Below are 13,347 nucleotides of genomic sequence, written 5' to 3'. Positions count from 1 at the left end.
GTTCGAACCATTAACGCGGTACACCTTGCGGCGCGTGAGCGCGCTCCCATACCGCCGTCGCGCTGAAATCCGGCCCGAATGCCGGGCGTTTGATGTAACGTCCGGCACCCTCTTTGGCGCGTAGATCGCCATTACCCCATACCACTACGCCCTGACTGACGGTATAGGCGGGAATGCCTTTCACCGTGCGTCCTTCAAACACATTGAAATCGTTTCTGGAGTGATGAGTTTTAGCAGACAGAGTCTTGCTGCCGTCAGGATCCCACAGCACCAGGTCAGCATCCGCGCCAACCGAAACACTGCCTTTGCGCGGATAAATGTTGAACAGCCGCGCCGTATTGGTGGAGGTAATCGCTACAAATTCGCTGGGTGTCAGGCGGCCGCTGTTTACCCCGGCATCCCAAATAACCGCCAGACGCTCTTCCACCCCGCCACAGCCGTTGGGGATCTTGGTGAAGTTGTCGCCGCCCGCCGCTTTCTGGCTGGCGCAGAAGGTACAGTGATCAGTGGCGGTGGTGTGCAACTGACCAGATTGCAGGCCGTGCCACAATGCTTCCTGATGCGCTTTCGGCCGAAACGGCGGGCTCATCACATGCGCCGCCGCCTGGTTGAAATCCGGGTCGCGGTACACACTGTCATCAATCACCAGATGCCCGGCCAATACCTCGCCATACACACGCTGTCCGCGGGAACGGGCGCGGGCGATCGCTTCAGCTGACTTCGTACAGGAAACGTGCACCACATAAATCGGTATACCCATCACATTGGCGATGGCGATGGCGCGGTTGGCGGCTTCGCCTTCCACTTCCGGCGGACGCGACAGCGGGTGTCCTTCTGGCCCGGTGATGCCGCGCTTGAGAATCTCCTGCTGCAACAGGTAGACCATTTCGCCGTTTTCAGCATGCACTGTCGGCATCGCCCCCAGTTCCAGTGAACGACGAAAGCTGTTCATCAGGGTTTCGTCGTCACACATGATGGCGTTTTTGTAAGCCATAAAATGCTTGAAGCTGTTCACTCCTTCTTCCTGCACCAGCGTCCCCATATCCCGATGCACACTATCGCCCCACCAGGTAATAGCCACATGGAAGCTGTAGTCGGACGCGGCCTTTTCCGCCCAGCCGCGCCAGTCACGGTAAGCGTCCATCAGCGGCTGCTGCGGATTGGGAATGACAAAGTCGATAATGGTGGTTGTCCCGCCCGCCAGCGCGGCGGCGGTGCCACTGTAAAAATCATCGACGGTGGTGGTCCCCATAAACGGAAAATTCATGTGCGTGTGTGGATCGATACCGCCCGGCATCACGTACAGACCGCTGGCATCCACCACCTCTGTACCGCTTGGCGCATCCCGACCGGCATCCTCGCCTACGGCCACGATAATGCCATCCACACACAGTACGTCGGCCCGGAACTGACGGTCGGCATTCACTACGATGCCACCTTTAATCAACAGGTTGTGACTCATACTTTTCTCCCTTCTTTATGTGTGAAGACGAGCCTCAAGCGTTGATCGCCGTGGTCGCCATCGGGTTATTGGGATGGGTGGTCCAGTTGGCGTACTCATCGCTCACCACCTTGCCGGTACGCACATCCATTTCACCGGGTGTCAAACTACGCAACGTAATACAGTTCTCCACCGGGCAGATGGAGACGCACAAATTGCAACCCACACAGTCCTCTTCTTTCACCTCGAAATGGCGCTCACCGTGTTTCATGCTGGTGATGGCCTGATGCGAGGTGTCCTCACAAGCCAGATGACAACGGCCACACTTGATGCACAGCGACTGATCAATCACCGCTTTATCAACGTGATTGAGATTGAGATAGCGCCAGTCGGTGACACTGCCGACCGCGCGGCCACGGAAATCCTCCAGTGTGCGGTAGCCTTTCTCATCCATGTAATTGGACAGGCCGCTTATCATGTCGCGCACAATCGGAAAACCATGCACCATCACGGCGGTACACACCTGCACCGTACCGCAGCCCAGCGCGATAAATTCCGCCGCGTCACGCCAGGTTGAAATGCCGCCAATGCCGGATATCGGCAATCCGGCCGTTTCTGCATCACGGGCAATTTCCGCCACCATGTTGAGCGCAATCGGCTTCACTGCCGGGCCGCAATATCCACCGTGAGAACCCTTGCCGCCGGTATTGGGATGAATACTCATCGAATCGAGATCGACGCCCATCACCGAGTTGATGGTGTTAATCAACGACACCGCATCTGCACCGCCGTGTCTGGCGGCTCGCGCCGGATAACGGATATCGTTGACATTTGGCGTCAGCTTGACGATCACCGACAAGCGGCAATACTGCTTGCACCAACGGGTGACCCTCTCGATATATTCCGGCACCTGCCCCACCGCCGCACCCATGCCACGCTCGCTCATGCCATGCGGGCAACCGAAGTTCAGCTCAATACCGTCAGCACCGGTGGCTTCCACCAACGGCAGGATGGTTTTCCACGCCGCTTCCTCACACGGCACCATAATCGACACCACAATGGCACGATCCGGCCAGTTGCGCTTAACGCGGGCAATTTCTTCTAGATTGACGTTCAGCGAACGATCAGTGATCAGCTCGATATTATTCAGGCCCAGCACGCGGCGATCAGCGCCGCGCAAGGTGCTGTAACGTGGACCACTAACGTTGACCACATGCGGATCAAGCCCCAGGGTTTTCCACACTACCCCACCCCAGCCAGCTTCAAATGCCCGAACCACGTTGTACTCTTTGTCGGTGGGCGGCGCGGACGCCAGCCAGAAAGGATTCGGGCTTTTGATGCCCAGAAAATTTGTGCTGAGATCAGCCATGAGAACACTCCTGGTTGGTCAGTGAAGACGTATCATTAGCTGCCACCTGCCCGGTGACTTTCAGTGCTAACTCTATGGATTTGGCGGCAATTTTCCCCTGGCGTACCGCATCCACGGTAAGATCCCGCCCCCCCGCACAGCAGTCGCCTCCGGCCCAAACACCCGGTAACGAGGTGCATCCCTGATCGTCTACCAGAATGCGTCCGCCCTTGAGTGCCATAACTTTGCCTGCTGGTGCAGCGTCATAAGTCTGGCCGATAGCTTTCAACACCATGTCAGCGGGCAATATGAAGGTTTCACCACTCGCCACCAGCACGCCGTTTTGCTGTTGCATCACCATAAAGGAGACGCCGGTAACACAGCCCTCTTCGCCATGAATTTCCTGCGGTGCGGACCAGTAACGCAATGTAACACCACATTTTTTCGCCCACGCTTGCTCATAGGGCGAGGCTTTCATCTCGGTCTCACCCCGGCGATACACTATCGTGACCTCGCGGGCACCGAGTTTTTTCGCCTGTACGGCGGCGTCCACCGCGGTCATGCCACCACCAATCACCACCACATTACGACCAACCGCCACCTGGCTGAAACTATCGGACTGACGCAGTTCGGCGATAAAATCCACCGCGTCACGCACGCCAGCCAGTTCCGGCTCATCGATCCCCAGCCCGTTAACCCCCGCCAACCCCATACCCAGGAACACCGCGTCATAATCAGTACGCAGTTGCTCCAGCGTGAAGTCCTGCCCCAACCGTTGATTGAGCCGCAGTGCAATACCCCCGACTGACAACAGCCAGGCAATCTCTTGCTGGGCAAAATCATGGGGGGTTTTATAGGTCGCCAGACCGTATTCATTCAATCCCCCCGGTTTGGGCCTGGCATCGAACACCACCACGTTATGACCGTTCACTGCCAAATGGTGGGCGACGGTTAATCCGGCAGGCCCGGCCCCCACCACCGCCACAGTTTTGCCGCTGTCCGCCGCACGCACGAATAGCGGCTGGCCGGGATTGGCAAAATAGGTATCGGTGGCATGGCGCTGCAACAAGCCGATCTGCACCGGCTTGCCATCCTGCGCATTATGCACACAAGCTTGTTCACACAGGGTGTCTGTCGGACACACACGGGCGCACATTCCGCCCAGCACGTTCTCCTGCAAGATAGCTTCGGCAGCGCCACGCACATTGTCCTGCGCGATACGGTGAATAAAGCTCGGTACATCAATATCGGCGGGACAGGCGCGGGTGCAGGGGGCGTCAAAGCAGTAGTAGCAACGTTCAGCCTCGATCACCGCCTGAATAGGTGCCAGCGCTACAGTGCTGTCGCTGAAGCTACTCAGATAATCCGCCGGGGCCAGCCGACCGCTGTGTATGCCTGGCGCGTCCACGCCCACGGGAATCTGACCTTTCATCACTCGGCCTCCTCTGACGAGACAAAACCGGAGTAACGGAAGCGAAGTCGTGCCTTGTGGCGGTTAACATCGTCAATGCTGCCTTGTTTTCGATTGCTCATAGGTATCTCCTGAACAGGGCCGGAGCGAGGCGTCACCCTACCGCTCAAAAAATCCTGACCGATTGGTTAAGTTTTCAGGGATAGAGATGCGATTTATGTGCCATTGTTGCCAATGGCACAGATCACACGAAAAACAAGGGATTAGCTGATCATAATTTTTCATGATGGCTGCAAATTCGTATCTTTTTGGTGCATTTCGCACCACCATTGATGCAAATATGTTCAATGGAAGGTAATTCATGGAGATAAACAGAGCTACCTTATGAAACTTTCGGATAAAAAGGAGACTAACAAAAAAATCTTTCCTTAAATGGCAAAAGTAAATTTTGTATTGTGCGAATTCTAAGAATAATGATCATCGAATGTCTATTGTGCAGAAACTTCTACCGGTGATGACTCAAAATCTGTCTTCCTACACCCCTAATCCAAATTATTTAGGGTATATTAAAAAATAAATGTTCCATTTTATTTTATCTTAATTAAAAAAATAAACTTAGAGTTTAATACTTAAAAAATAGCAACAGTAAGATATAAAAAATAAAATAATATTAACATTACAAATAAATTGCATAAACATGAATAATAAATTAAAAATCAATTTACTATTTGTTATTTAAATCAATAAGTTAAATAAACACCATGTCGTTTTATCGTAGACAGATGTTGGGGAATTAATTTGTAACATAATAATGTATAGCCAAACCACATAAAATTAATTAATTATTTAACCTCTAAAGAAAAATGAGAATAAAATGAAAAAGTATGATGTTATCCTCATCGGAGGAGGAATTGCTGGGCTCATGTCAGCATATAAATTATGTGAAATAGGCCTGTCGGTTGCGTTGGTGGAAAACAAAAAAGTGTTTGCTAGCGGCCCTTCAACCCGCAATGAGGGATGGCTACACCGCGGTACATATCATGCAACATCAATTCTGAAAAGAGAGGAAGCGATACAAGTGGCTAAACGCTGCATATATGGCCATGAATATATTCGCCGTTTTGCACCAGAAGCAATAGGAGACGCAGATAAGCGACCACTGGCGCTGATTAAAGATGAGTCGCGTATTAATGAGGTTTTGTCACGTTGGAATGAAGCTGGTGTTTCATATAGCAACCTGACGCGCGCGCAAGCACAAAACCGCATCCCTGATGCAAATTTTAAAGAGACTGCAGCAATATTTGAAGTAGATGATGTCAGTTTAAACACTCGCTTACTGTATAGGAAATTAATACATCTCTCGTTGAAATCTGGCTGCGATTTTTACTTAGGCTATGATGTTGAAAGTATTAACGGGCAGGAAATCCTACTACGAGATACAGATGGCGAATTGCAACATGTTAGTGCAGAAAGAATTGTCTACTCTTCTGGAATAGGAGCAAAAGGACTATTCGAAAAACATCATGGCATCCACCTCCCCATTCGCTACTGGAAAAGTCATTTAATAATAACCCGCAGGTTATCAGACTTTGGTGTTTTTTATTTGGACGCGCATGAAACAGCCTTAATGCATCACGGCAACAACAGCATAATAGGATTCAATGAAGACGCTCTTCTTTCAGAAAGTGCAGATTACAATGTAATTCCAGACAGATCTGAAAATATTCGAAAGGGAATAAAAAAATTATTCCCAGACTGGAATGACCCTGATGCTATTAATATTGCCTGCGTTAAGGTTGACCTGCAAAGACCTGAAAATACTAACCGATCGCTTAATGTGGCAATTTCTGAGCCTGTACCGGGTCATATCCTGATATTACCAGGTAAAATGACCGAGGCTCCGTATCTGACAGATCTTCTTGTCTCTTATTTACATAATGCAATAGACAATAGGGTTGTATCTATGCGTCCTTGTGACAAATCAAATAGCCTGGAGAAAATAACCTAATGTTTCCTGAAATTTTTGACCAACTCCGGATAAATCATGGTTTTCTGACGTTAGCTCAGATAGCTCAACTTTGTGAGAGAGGAAATATTATATTCGACCCATTATCCACACTTATTTCAGTACATGCTAAAATAGGTACAGGTAACATTTTTTATCCTGGGGTAACAATCATAGGGTCAAGTGAATATGTAATGGAGATAGTTGATAATAATACCTTCCACAGCAACACACTCATTGAGTCATCATTAGGTCCAGTGTCTATAGGGTCAGAGAATCAATTTGGTGAAGGAGGAGTGACAATTAAAGCTAACCGAGATGATGCCATAATTAAAATAGGAAATCGGGGACGTTATCTTGGTGGAGTAGCGGTTTTTGGGGCGACGTTTCTAGGAAGCGGAAGTCAGATACTGGGTTCAATTACAGCAGATGGTTGCCGGCTTGAAGAAGGAAAAAGCTGGAGGGAATATGGGCCAAACGAAAGGGGGGGTTTGTTGAAAGGACACGGTCTTGCGAAAAATGTAACTGTCGGAACGGGAATGGTTATTAATGGTACGGGAACATTTACTGAATCTTTAACAGAGCCACAATCCAACTATCACCTGCTTATGAAACCAGCTCAATAGATACGGTTTTAGAGACTCTTTTATATATGTGGATTTATTATGGTATCGCAGCCGGGTTTATTCTCGGCTTTTATGATTTTTGGACAAAAAAAGCGATGGCCGATAATGGCATTTTTCCGGTTGTATTTTTTTCATCATTTTTTGGTGCTCTTTTCTGGGTGCCGGCATTCATCCCATTCACTTATGCTGGTATGCCTAGAATAAATATTGATGGCATTCATTTTCATGAACAGTTAATCATTTTTGTAAAAAGCACCATGATGACATTATCATGGGTTTTCGCTTACTTTTCTGTGAGGGAACTTCCCATGTCCTTTTCAGGTTCTGTCAGAGCTTCCGGCCCTCTCTGGACACTCGCGGGAGGATCATTGATTTTTGGAGAGTTCCTGACACCCATACAGCTCACCGCGGTAGTCCTATCTGTTATTTGTTATTACTTTCTTTCTCAGATAGGGAAAAAAGAAGGCATAAACACTCTCAGAAGCCTCCCAATGACAATGATGCTCCTCGCAACTATTCTTTCTTCGTTCACTACAGTTTATGATAAATTTATCGTTCAACAAATGGGTATGTCAGTTTACACAGTTCAGGCATATAGCGCACTTCATCGTTTTATAATTGCAACAGCATTGCTTGTATTAAGTATCAAATTTAGGCAGGAGAAATATCATTGTAAATGGAGCCTGTATATACCTCTTGTTGGGTTATCATGGGTGATAGCTGAACTAGTCTATTTTTTTGCAATCTCAGATGCCAGTGCGAATGTGACATACTTATCAATTTTTCGAAGAATGAGTTTAGTTGTTGGTTTTATTCTTTCAGCTTTATTTATTGGGGAGAAGTATTTTTTAAAAAAACTTACAATAATCTTGCTTATCGTTTTTTCTGCTGTTCTATTGATATTTAAATTCTAAACTTTAAGGTTAGTGATTCGAAGTTATAGGATCGCTTTTTTAATAAGTAATTTTAAATGACAAAATTTTTCTTAATGATCAATCTCCATAGCCCCATCTAATGATAAATAGATGGGGTGCCGTTAACCGAAAAGACTACCTATTACCCAACTTATACCAACGGAACAACGATGGCCCCAGATCTTCGTTTTCTAACGATTTTTCCAATTTATTTCTCAAACGCTAATTCTTAAACAACTGGTTACCACTATTACCTTGTCGCGCGGCCAGGTTATCAATATTGTTATGTTATAACATTTGATTCACTGTTGTTTTTAATGTATTGATCATTAGGGGTTTTAGATGAAAGGCAAGTTTAGCGCAGCATTAACCGTCATCGTTTTAGCTTCCGTTCACACCGGTGAAGCGATGGCGGCATCAACGCCGGTATTGAATGCAGTCGGGGTAGAAAATGAATACGCCGATGTAATTTCACAAATTGGCGGCAAATTTGTTCACGTCACGGCGATTGAAACCGATCCGAACACCGATCCGCATACGTTTGAAGCCAGTCCGAAAATTGCCGCCGAGATAGCCAATGCCAATCTGGTGGTAAAAAATGGGCTCGGTTATGATTCCTGGACGGATAAGTTTCTCTCCGCGGCACCGAACAAAACGCGTCATGTGATTGACGTGCAACACTTGCTCGGCTTGCCGGATAACACACCGAATCCACACTTGTGGTACAAGCCGATTACCATGCCTGCCGTCGCGCAACAAATCGCTGCCGACCTCAGCGCATCAATGCCTGAACAGAAAGCCTACTTTGAGGCCAACGTTAAAAAATTCGATGCGTCTCTGAAACCCTGGTTCGCCGAGATTGCTGATTTCCAAGCCAAATATAAAGGCAGTGACGTCGCAGTAACCGAGCCGGTCGGCGACTATATGTTACAGGCCGCGGGAGCGCATATCGCGACACCATTTAACCTTGAAGCGGCCATCATGAACGGTACCGATCCGGCACCTCAGGATGTCACCGCGCAAAATAATCTATTCAGCAGTCATAAACTTAAGGCCTTTGTTTATAACCAACAGGTTACCGATCCGCTAACTGCATCCTTTCTGAGTCTGGCCAAGAAAAATCACGTTCCGGTGGTCGGTGTATATGAAACCATGCCAACACCAGGTTATACCTATCAGTCGTGGATGATGGCGGAAACCAAAGCGTTGCGCCGCGCAGTGGCAGACCACGTCTCTACCGAAACCCTGCTGGCAAGTAAATAAGATGATGCACGCAGACGACAGCGTTCTGGCTGTCAATAACATCAGTGTTTCTTTCTCCGCCAAAAACGTGCTGCAACAGGTAACCTTTAACCTTAAGGCCGGAGAATTCTGCGGCCTTATTGGTTCTAATGGCTCAGGTAAAACGACGCTGCTACGTACTATTCTCGGCTTTCAACAAGCCGATGAAGGTAGCGTACATATCGATAATCTGACGGGCAGGCAAGGGATAACCGCTGTCGGTTACGTACCACAGAAGATCTTATTCGATGCCGAAATACCGCTGCGAGCCAGGGATTTAGTGACTCTGGGCCTCAATGGACATCAACTCGGTTTTGGCTTTCCATCCAGAAAGGTCCGGCAAAAAGTCGATGATATGTTGAAAGAGGTGGGTGCCGAGAGCTTTGCTGACCAACGCATCGGAAATCTTTCTGGTGGTCAGCAGCAGCGAGTGTTGATTGCCCACGCCTTGATTCGCTGTCCCCGGCTTTTATTGCTTGATGAACCTTTGGCTAATCTGGACATGCGCAGTGTGTCGGAGATTGTGGCGCTTTTGCGCCATCTTTGCGTCTCTCATCAGGTCACGATACTGCTTTCCGCTCATGATATGAACCCGTTACTTTCCGCCATGGATAGCATCGTCTATTTAGCTAATGGTCGTGCGGCCAGCGGCAAAACTGACGATGTGGTGCGTACCGATGTGCTCAGTGACTTGTATGGTCATCATATTGAAGTGGTCCGCGTTCTTGACCGGGTACTGGTGATTGCCGCTAACGGCGCGGCCCCAACACAGACGGATCAACACTCGGCCGACTGCCATTCGAATGTTTAAATCCTCATGAATTCTTTAATGACCACCATTTTTGAACCGGGCTTTTTTTCCAGCCAACCGGTGCAAACTGCACTGATTATTGGTGGAGGCGCGGCGGTCGTCTCTGGCGTTGTCGGTGTGTTTACCGTGATACGTGGCCAGTCTTTTGCTGGTCACGCACTGGCAGATGTCAGCAGTGCTGGCGGCGCCCTCTCCTTTCTTCTGGGCATTAATCCGTTGGCCGGCCTGCTGGCTATGGCGCTTCTGGCCTCGATGGGGATGGAGCTGGTCGATATGCGGCGCGCTCGCGAACGGGATTTAGTCACCGGTATTGTGCTGGGCGCCGGTCTCGGCCTTTCGGCACTGTTTTTATATTTCGATGTCACCACTCATAGCACGACTGGTGCGGCAATCAGCGTGATGTTTGGTTCTATGTTTGCTATTCCCCCTTCGATTATTCCGCTGGCATTACTGGTGGGTCTTGGTGCGTTGGTTGTTACAGCCATTCTCTATCGCCCGTTGTTGCTGAGTTCTCTCGACGTTGAACTGGCTGAAATTCACGGTATAAAAACCCGGGTTATCGGGCTGCTGTACCTGATCGTTCTCGCGCTGTCGGTGGCGCTTTCCTCAATGACCGTCGGTGCCGTGTTATCAACCGCGTTACTGATAGGTCCTGCGGCTACGGCACTACGGCTGGCAAGACGCCCGGCAACCGCCATTTTGATGGCGATTATTATCGGACTGGCCGCAACCTGGGGCGGAATTCTGTTGGCTTACGATAGTTACTACTGGACGCCAGGACACGGCTGGCCGGTGAGTTTTTTTATTGTGGCGTTGATATTCATCACCTATCTGGCTTGTACACACCTTAAAATCACTAAGGGGAATTAGACATGTTCTCCAGTTTTATGATCAATACCTGGATTGTGGTCACGTTGGTCGCCATTGTGGCCGGGTTTGTCGGCTTTTTTGTGGTGCTTCGCGGCGCCTCTTTTGCCGCCCATGCCTTACCTCTCGGCACGTTTCCCGGTGCCGCGTTAGCCGGCCTGTTGGGAATCAATTCGTTTTTCGGCCTGGTAACTTTCGCCGGGCTTGGCGTGGTCGGCATCAGCCAGTTGTCGAAAAAGGGTCGTCATGAGGTAGCCACCGCACTGTCCCTGGTGATGCTATTGAGTCTGGGAACGTTATTTTTAAGTATGAGCAGCCAATACTCCCAACAGGTTTACTCACTACTTTTTGGTGAAGTGCTTGGCGTAAGCACGGCTGAAATCACCCCCATTGCACTGTTAAGTCTGCTGGTGATCGGAATGACCATAAAATTGTTCTCACCACTAGTGTTAAGCTCAATCTCGCCGGAGTTGGCCGAGGTTAAAGGTGTATCAGCGCGAAAAATGGAAATTTGGTTTTTGGCTATTCTGGCGCTGGCGACAGCGATGTCACTGCCGGTGGTTGGCGCGCTACTGGTTTTTAGCTTAATGATTGCACCGTCGGCAGTAGCGCGATCCCTGACCCATCGTCCGGTTCCAGCGGTCATTCTGTCTGTATCTATTTCGTTAGTGACGGTGTGGTTAGCCATCGCGCTGTCTTACGAAACCAACTGGCCGGTTGGCTTCTTCGTCGGAGGTTTTGGGGCGCTTTTTTATGGATTGTCACGGATATGGCGACGATGGGGTTAATCCCGTTACGCCAGCCCGCAGATCCGAAACACACTGGTCAGCACATGGCGGGTGGCTCGTTCCTGAGCATCAGCCGAACGGGCGGCATCGCCCAGTACAGCGGCAATCTGAATGTCAAAATCGGCGTAGGTCTGGGTCATCGACCAGACTGAAAAAAAGAAATGTGGTGCGTCCAACGGTTGCAACCGCCCATCAGCGATCCAACGATCTAACACGGCGGATTTTTCCACCACCAGTCGCCGCAGCTCGGTTTGCAGTAAATGATGCACCATCGGTGCACCTTGCAGGATTTCATTGGCAAACAATTTGGACGCTTCCGGGCGCTCAAAGCTGAAGCGTATTTTCTGCCGTACATAACGCTCAATCGCGGTTTTCGGATCGGCTTGTGGATGCAAGTCGTCCAATGGAGACAACCAGTCATGCAGAATAGTATCCAGCACCGTGAGATAAAGCGTCTGTTTATTACCGAAGTAGTAATGTAGGTTGGCTTTGGGCAATCCGGCGGCTTCGGCAATCAGCGCCATCGTGGCCCCTTTGAAACCGAAACGGGCAAAAATACGCTCGGCCGCCAACCGGATGATCGCCTCATTATCCTGACGAATACGGCCTTTTTCGACTTCTTCGACACTTTCCGGTAACAACCGGGATGAAACGGGTATCACATCGCGTTCCTCTGGTACTTTGCTTTTCCACATGACGTTTACCTGCCGTTTGTTGATGACTTTCGCCTTCCCTGGCGCTGTGGTTAATGAGGAATCGTGCTCATGTAATAAATTATTTTGCTGCCGCGTCCCACACCACATGACTCATGGCACTGTCGCCTGGGTCTTTCTTGATAACCGGGCTACCGCCGCCGCTGTTCAACAGTACATCCACCGTGCGGCGATAAGCCGCCGGATCAAGATAACCGATTTTAGGTGTGTTGGCATTGGTGATCAATTTAGCGACGTTTTCCATCTGGCGTTGCTGCACCGCTACGGTAGCGGAACCGGAAGCATCTTCCGACACCACAATCTTCGCTGCTTCTTCCGGGTGATTCACCGCCTCATTCCAGCCTTTATAGGACGCTTTGAGGAATTTCGCCATTTTGGCCACGAACGCTTTATCTTTCAGATTCGGCCCCAGCACATACAGGCCGTCTTCCAATGTGGAGACACCCTCATCTTCATACGGGAAAGTAACCAAATCCTCTTTCTTCATGCCAGCGTCAATCAACTGCCAGTATTCGTTATAGTTCATGGTGGAAATACAGGCCGCCTGATTCTGCAATAGCGGATCAACATTAAAGCCCTGTTTCAGCACTTTGATATCGACACCGGGCTTGTAACCCAGCTTGTTCATCCAGTTGAAAAACGGATATTCGTTACCACCAAACCACACCCCGAGAGTTTTACCCTTCAGATCGGCTGGCGTAGTCACACCGCTGGATTTCCTGCACGTCAGCATCATGCCGGAACGGTCAAAAATCTGAGCGATATTCACCAGCGGAACACCCGCTTCACGCGCCGCCAACGCATCAGGCATCCAATCGACAATCACATCCGCCGATTTCCCGGCAATCACTTGCACCGGGGAAATATCGGTCCCTCCTGGTTTAATGGTGACATCCAGTCCTTCGTCTTTGTAATAGCCCTTGGCCTGCGCCACGTAATACCCGGCGAACTGGGCCTGCGGCAACCATTTAAGCTGGAGCGTCACCTTCTCGGCAGCCAACGCCTGAACGGTGAAAGTCAGGGACACTGCGGCCAGCAGCAGTCGTCGGCGAAAAGCAGAGTGTACTGTCATCTAATGACTCCTCGGGTTAACGTGAACACGACAAATTATTTAACACATTGATAATATTGTTTTTTATAGC

12 protein-coding genes are annotated in these 13,347 nt (G+C 49.5%); 7 read left to right on the top strand and 5 right to left on the bottom strand.

Going from position 1 to position 13,347, the window contains the following annotated elements; all coding sequences use genetic code 11:
• Positions 1–10: 10 nt before the first annotated feature.
• From hydA to PCO85_00740, 3 genes are read right to left on the bottom strand one after another with little or no spacing between them, the layout of a single operon-like run.
• Positions 11–1,462 carry a dihydropyrimidinase gene (gene hydA / locus PCO85_00750; GenBank protein ID WJV54058.1) on the bottom strand — a complete coding sequence of 484 codons (1,452 nt, stop codon included), beginning with the start codon at positions 1,460–1,462 and terminating at the stop codon, positions 11–13.
• Between the two features lie 34 nt (positions 1,463–1,496).
• Positions 1,497–2,810, bottom strand: coding sequence for an NAD-dependent dihydropyrimidine dehydrogenase subunit PreA (preA, locus tag PCO85_00745; protein ID WJV54057.1), 1,314 nt, complete (start codon positions 2,808–2,810; stop codon positions 1,497–1,499).
• The gene (locus tag PCO85_00740; GenBank protein ID WJV54056.1) at positions 2,803–4,221 is read right to left on the bottom strand and encodes an NAD(P)-dependent oxidoreductase; all 1,419 of its coding nucleotides are present in this window, start codon (positions 4,219–4,221) and stop codon (positions 2,803–2,805) included. Before PCO85_00740 ends, preA begins: the two co-directional genes overlap by 8 nt.
• Before the next feature lie 853 nt (positions 4,222–5,074).
• Here PCO85_00740 and PCO85_00735 point away from each other — a divergent pair.
• The 7 genes from PCO85_00735 (at position 5,075) to PCO85_00705 (ending at position 11,492) form a co-directional block, all read left to right on the top strand.
• Complete coding sequence (locus tag PCO85_00735) at positions 5,075–6,208, top strand: FAD-dependent oxidoreductase (protein WJV54055.1); 1,134 nt, start codon at positions 5,075–5,077, stop codon at positions 6,206–6,208.
• Positions 6,208–6,831 (top strand): hypothetical protein, encoded by a 624-nt coding sequence (locus PCO85_00730; GenBank protein WJV54054.1) that lies wholly within the window; start codon positions 6,208–6,210, stop codon positions 6,829–6,831. The genes PCO85_00735 and PCO85_00730 overlap by 1 nt, the downstream gene beginning before the upstream one ends.
• Before the next feature lie 26 nt (positions 6,832–6,857).
• Positions 6,858–7,745, top strand: a complete 888-nt coding sequence (locus PCO85_00725) for an EamA family transporter (protein WJV54053.1) — start codon at positions 6,858–6,860, stop codon at positions 7,743–7,745.
• Positions 7,746–8,087: 342 nt separating this feature from the next.
• A complete protein-coding gene (locus PCO85_00720) occupies positions 8,088–9,008 on the top strand; it encodes a zinc ABC transporter substrate-binding protein (GenBank protein WJV54052.1) in 921 nt (306 codons plus the stop codon).
• A 1-nt stretch (position 9,009) separates the two neighbouring features.
• Positions 9,010–9,837, top strand: a complete 828-nt coding sequence (locus PCO85_00715) for a metal ABC transporter ATP-binding protein (GenBank protein ID WJV54051.1) — start codon at positions 9,010–9,012, stop codon at positions 9,835–9,837.
• 18 nt (positions 9,838–9,855) lie between these two features.
• A complete protein-coding gene (locus PCO85_00710) occupies positions 9,856–10,707 on the top strand; it encodes a metal ABC transporter permease (GenBank protein ID WJV54050.1) in 852 nt (283 codons plus the stop codon).
• A gap of 2 nt (positions 10,708–10,709) precedes the next feature.
• The gene (locus PCO85_00705) at positions 10,710–11,492 is read left to right on the top strand and encodes a metal ABC transporter permease (protein WJV54049.1); all 783 of its coding nucleotides are present in this window, start codon (positions 10,710–10,712) and stop codon (positions 11,490–11,492) included.
• Positions 11,493–11,497: 5 nt separating this feature from the next.
• Here the strand turns inward: PCO85_00705 and PCO85_00700 are convergent, their stop codons facing one another.
• A complete protein-coding gene (locus tag PCO85_00700; protein WJV54048.1) occupies positions 11,498–12,187 on the bottom strand; it encodes a TetR/AcrR family transcriptional regulator in 690 nt (229 codons plus the stop codon).
• 79 nt (positions 12,188–12,266) lie between these two features.
• On the bottom strand, positions 12,267–13,277 hold the full coding sequence (locus PCO85_00695) for an ABC transporter substrate-binding protein (GenBank protein WJV54047.1): 1,011 nt from the start codon (positions 13,275–13,277) through the stop codon (positions 12,267–12,269).
• Between the last annotated feature and the right edge of the window lie 70 nt (positions 13,278–13,347).

Origin of the sequence: Prodigiosinella aquatilis (assembly GCA_030388725.1) — a bacterium.
In the GTDB taxonomy this organism is placed as follows: Bacteria; Pseudomonadota; Gammaproteobacteria; order Enterobacterales; family Enterobacteriaceae; genus Prodigiosinella; species Prodigiosinella aquatilis.
Note: the sequence above shows the minus strand (reverse complement) of the source record. Positions and strands in the feature narration are given on the sequence as shown.

Bases quoted from the DNA above. Each gene is read 5' to 3' on its own strand.
- PCO85_00695 (WJV54047.1), bottom strand. From the start codon at position 13,277: ATGACAGTACACTCTGCTTTTCGCCGACGACTGCTGCTGGCCGCAGTG.
- PCO85_00740 (WJV54056.1), bottom strand. From the start codon at position 4,221: ATGAAAGGTCAGATTCCCGTGGGCGTGGACGCGCCAGGCATACACAGC.
- PCO85_00730 (WJV54054.1), top strand. From the start codon at position 6,208: ATGTTTCCTGAAATTTTTGACCAACTCCGGATAAATCATGGTTTTCTG.
- PCO85_00700 (WJV54048.1), bottom strand. From the start codon at position 12,187: ATGTGGAAAAGCAAAGTACCAGAGGAACGCGATGTGATACCCGTTTCA.
- PCO85_00720 (WJV54052.1), top strand. From the start codon at position 8,088: ATGAAAGGCAAGTTTAGCGCAGCATTAACCGTCATCGTTTTAGCTTCC.
- PCO85_00715 (WJV54051.1), top strand. From the start codon at position 9,010: ATGATGCACGCAGACGACAGCGTTCTGGCTGTCAATAACATCAGTGTT.
- PCO85_00735 (WJV54055.1), top strand. From the start codon at position 5,075: ATGAAAAAGTATGATGTTATCCTCATCGGAGGAGGAATTGCTGGGCTC.
- hydA (WJV54058.1), bottom strand. From the start codon at position 1,462: ATGAGTCACAACCTGTTGATTAAAGGTGGCATCGTAGTGAATGCCGAC.
- PCO85_00705 (WJV54049.1), top strand. From the start codon at position 10,710: ATGTTCTCCAGTTTTATGATCAATACCTGGATTGTGGTCACGTTGGTC.
- PCO85_00725 (WJV54053.1), top strand. From the start codon at position 6,858: ATGTGGATTTATTATGGTATCGCAGCCGGGTTTATTCTCGGCTTTTAT.
- PCO85_00710 (WJV54050.1), top strand. From the start codon at position 9,856: ATGACCACCATTTTTGAACCGGGCTTTTTTTCCAGCCAACCGGTGCAA.
- preA (WJV54057.1), bottom strand. From the start codon at position 2,810: ATGGCTGATCTCAGCACAAATTTTCTGGGCATCAAAAGCCCGAATCCT.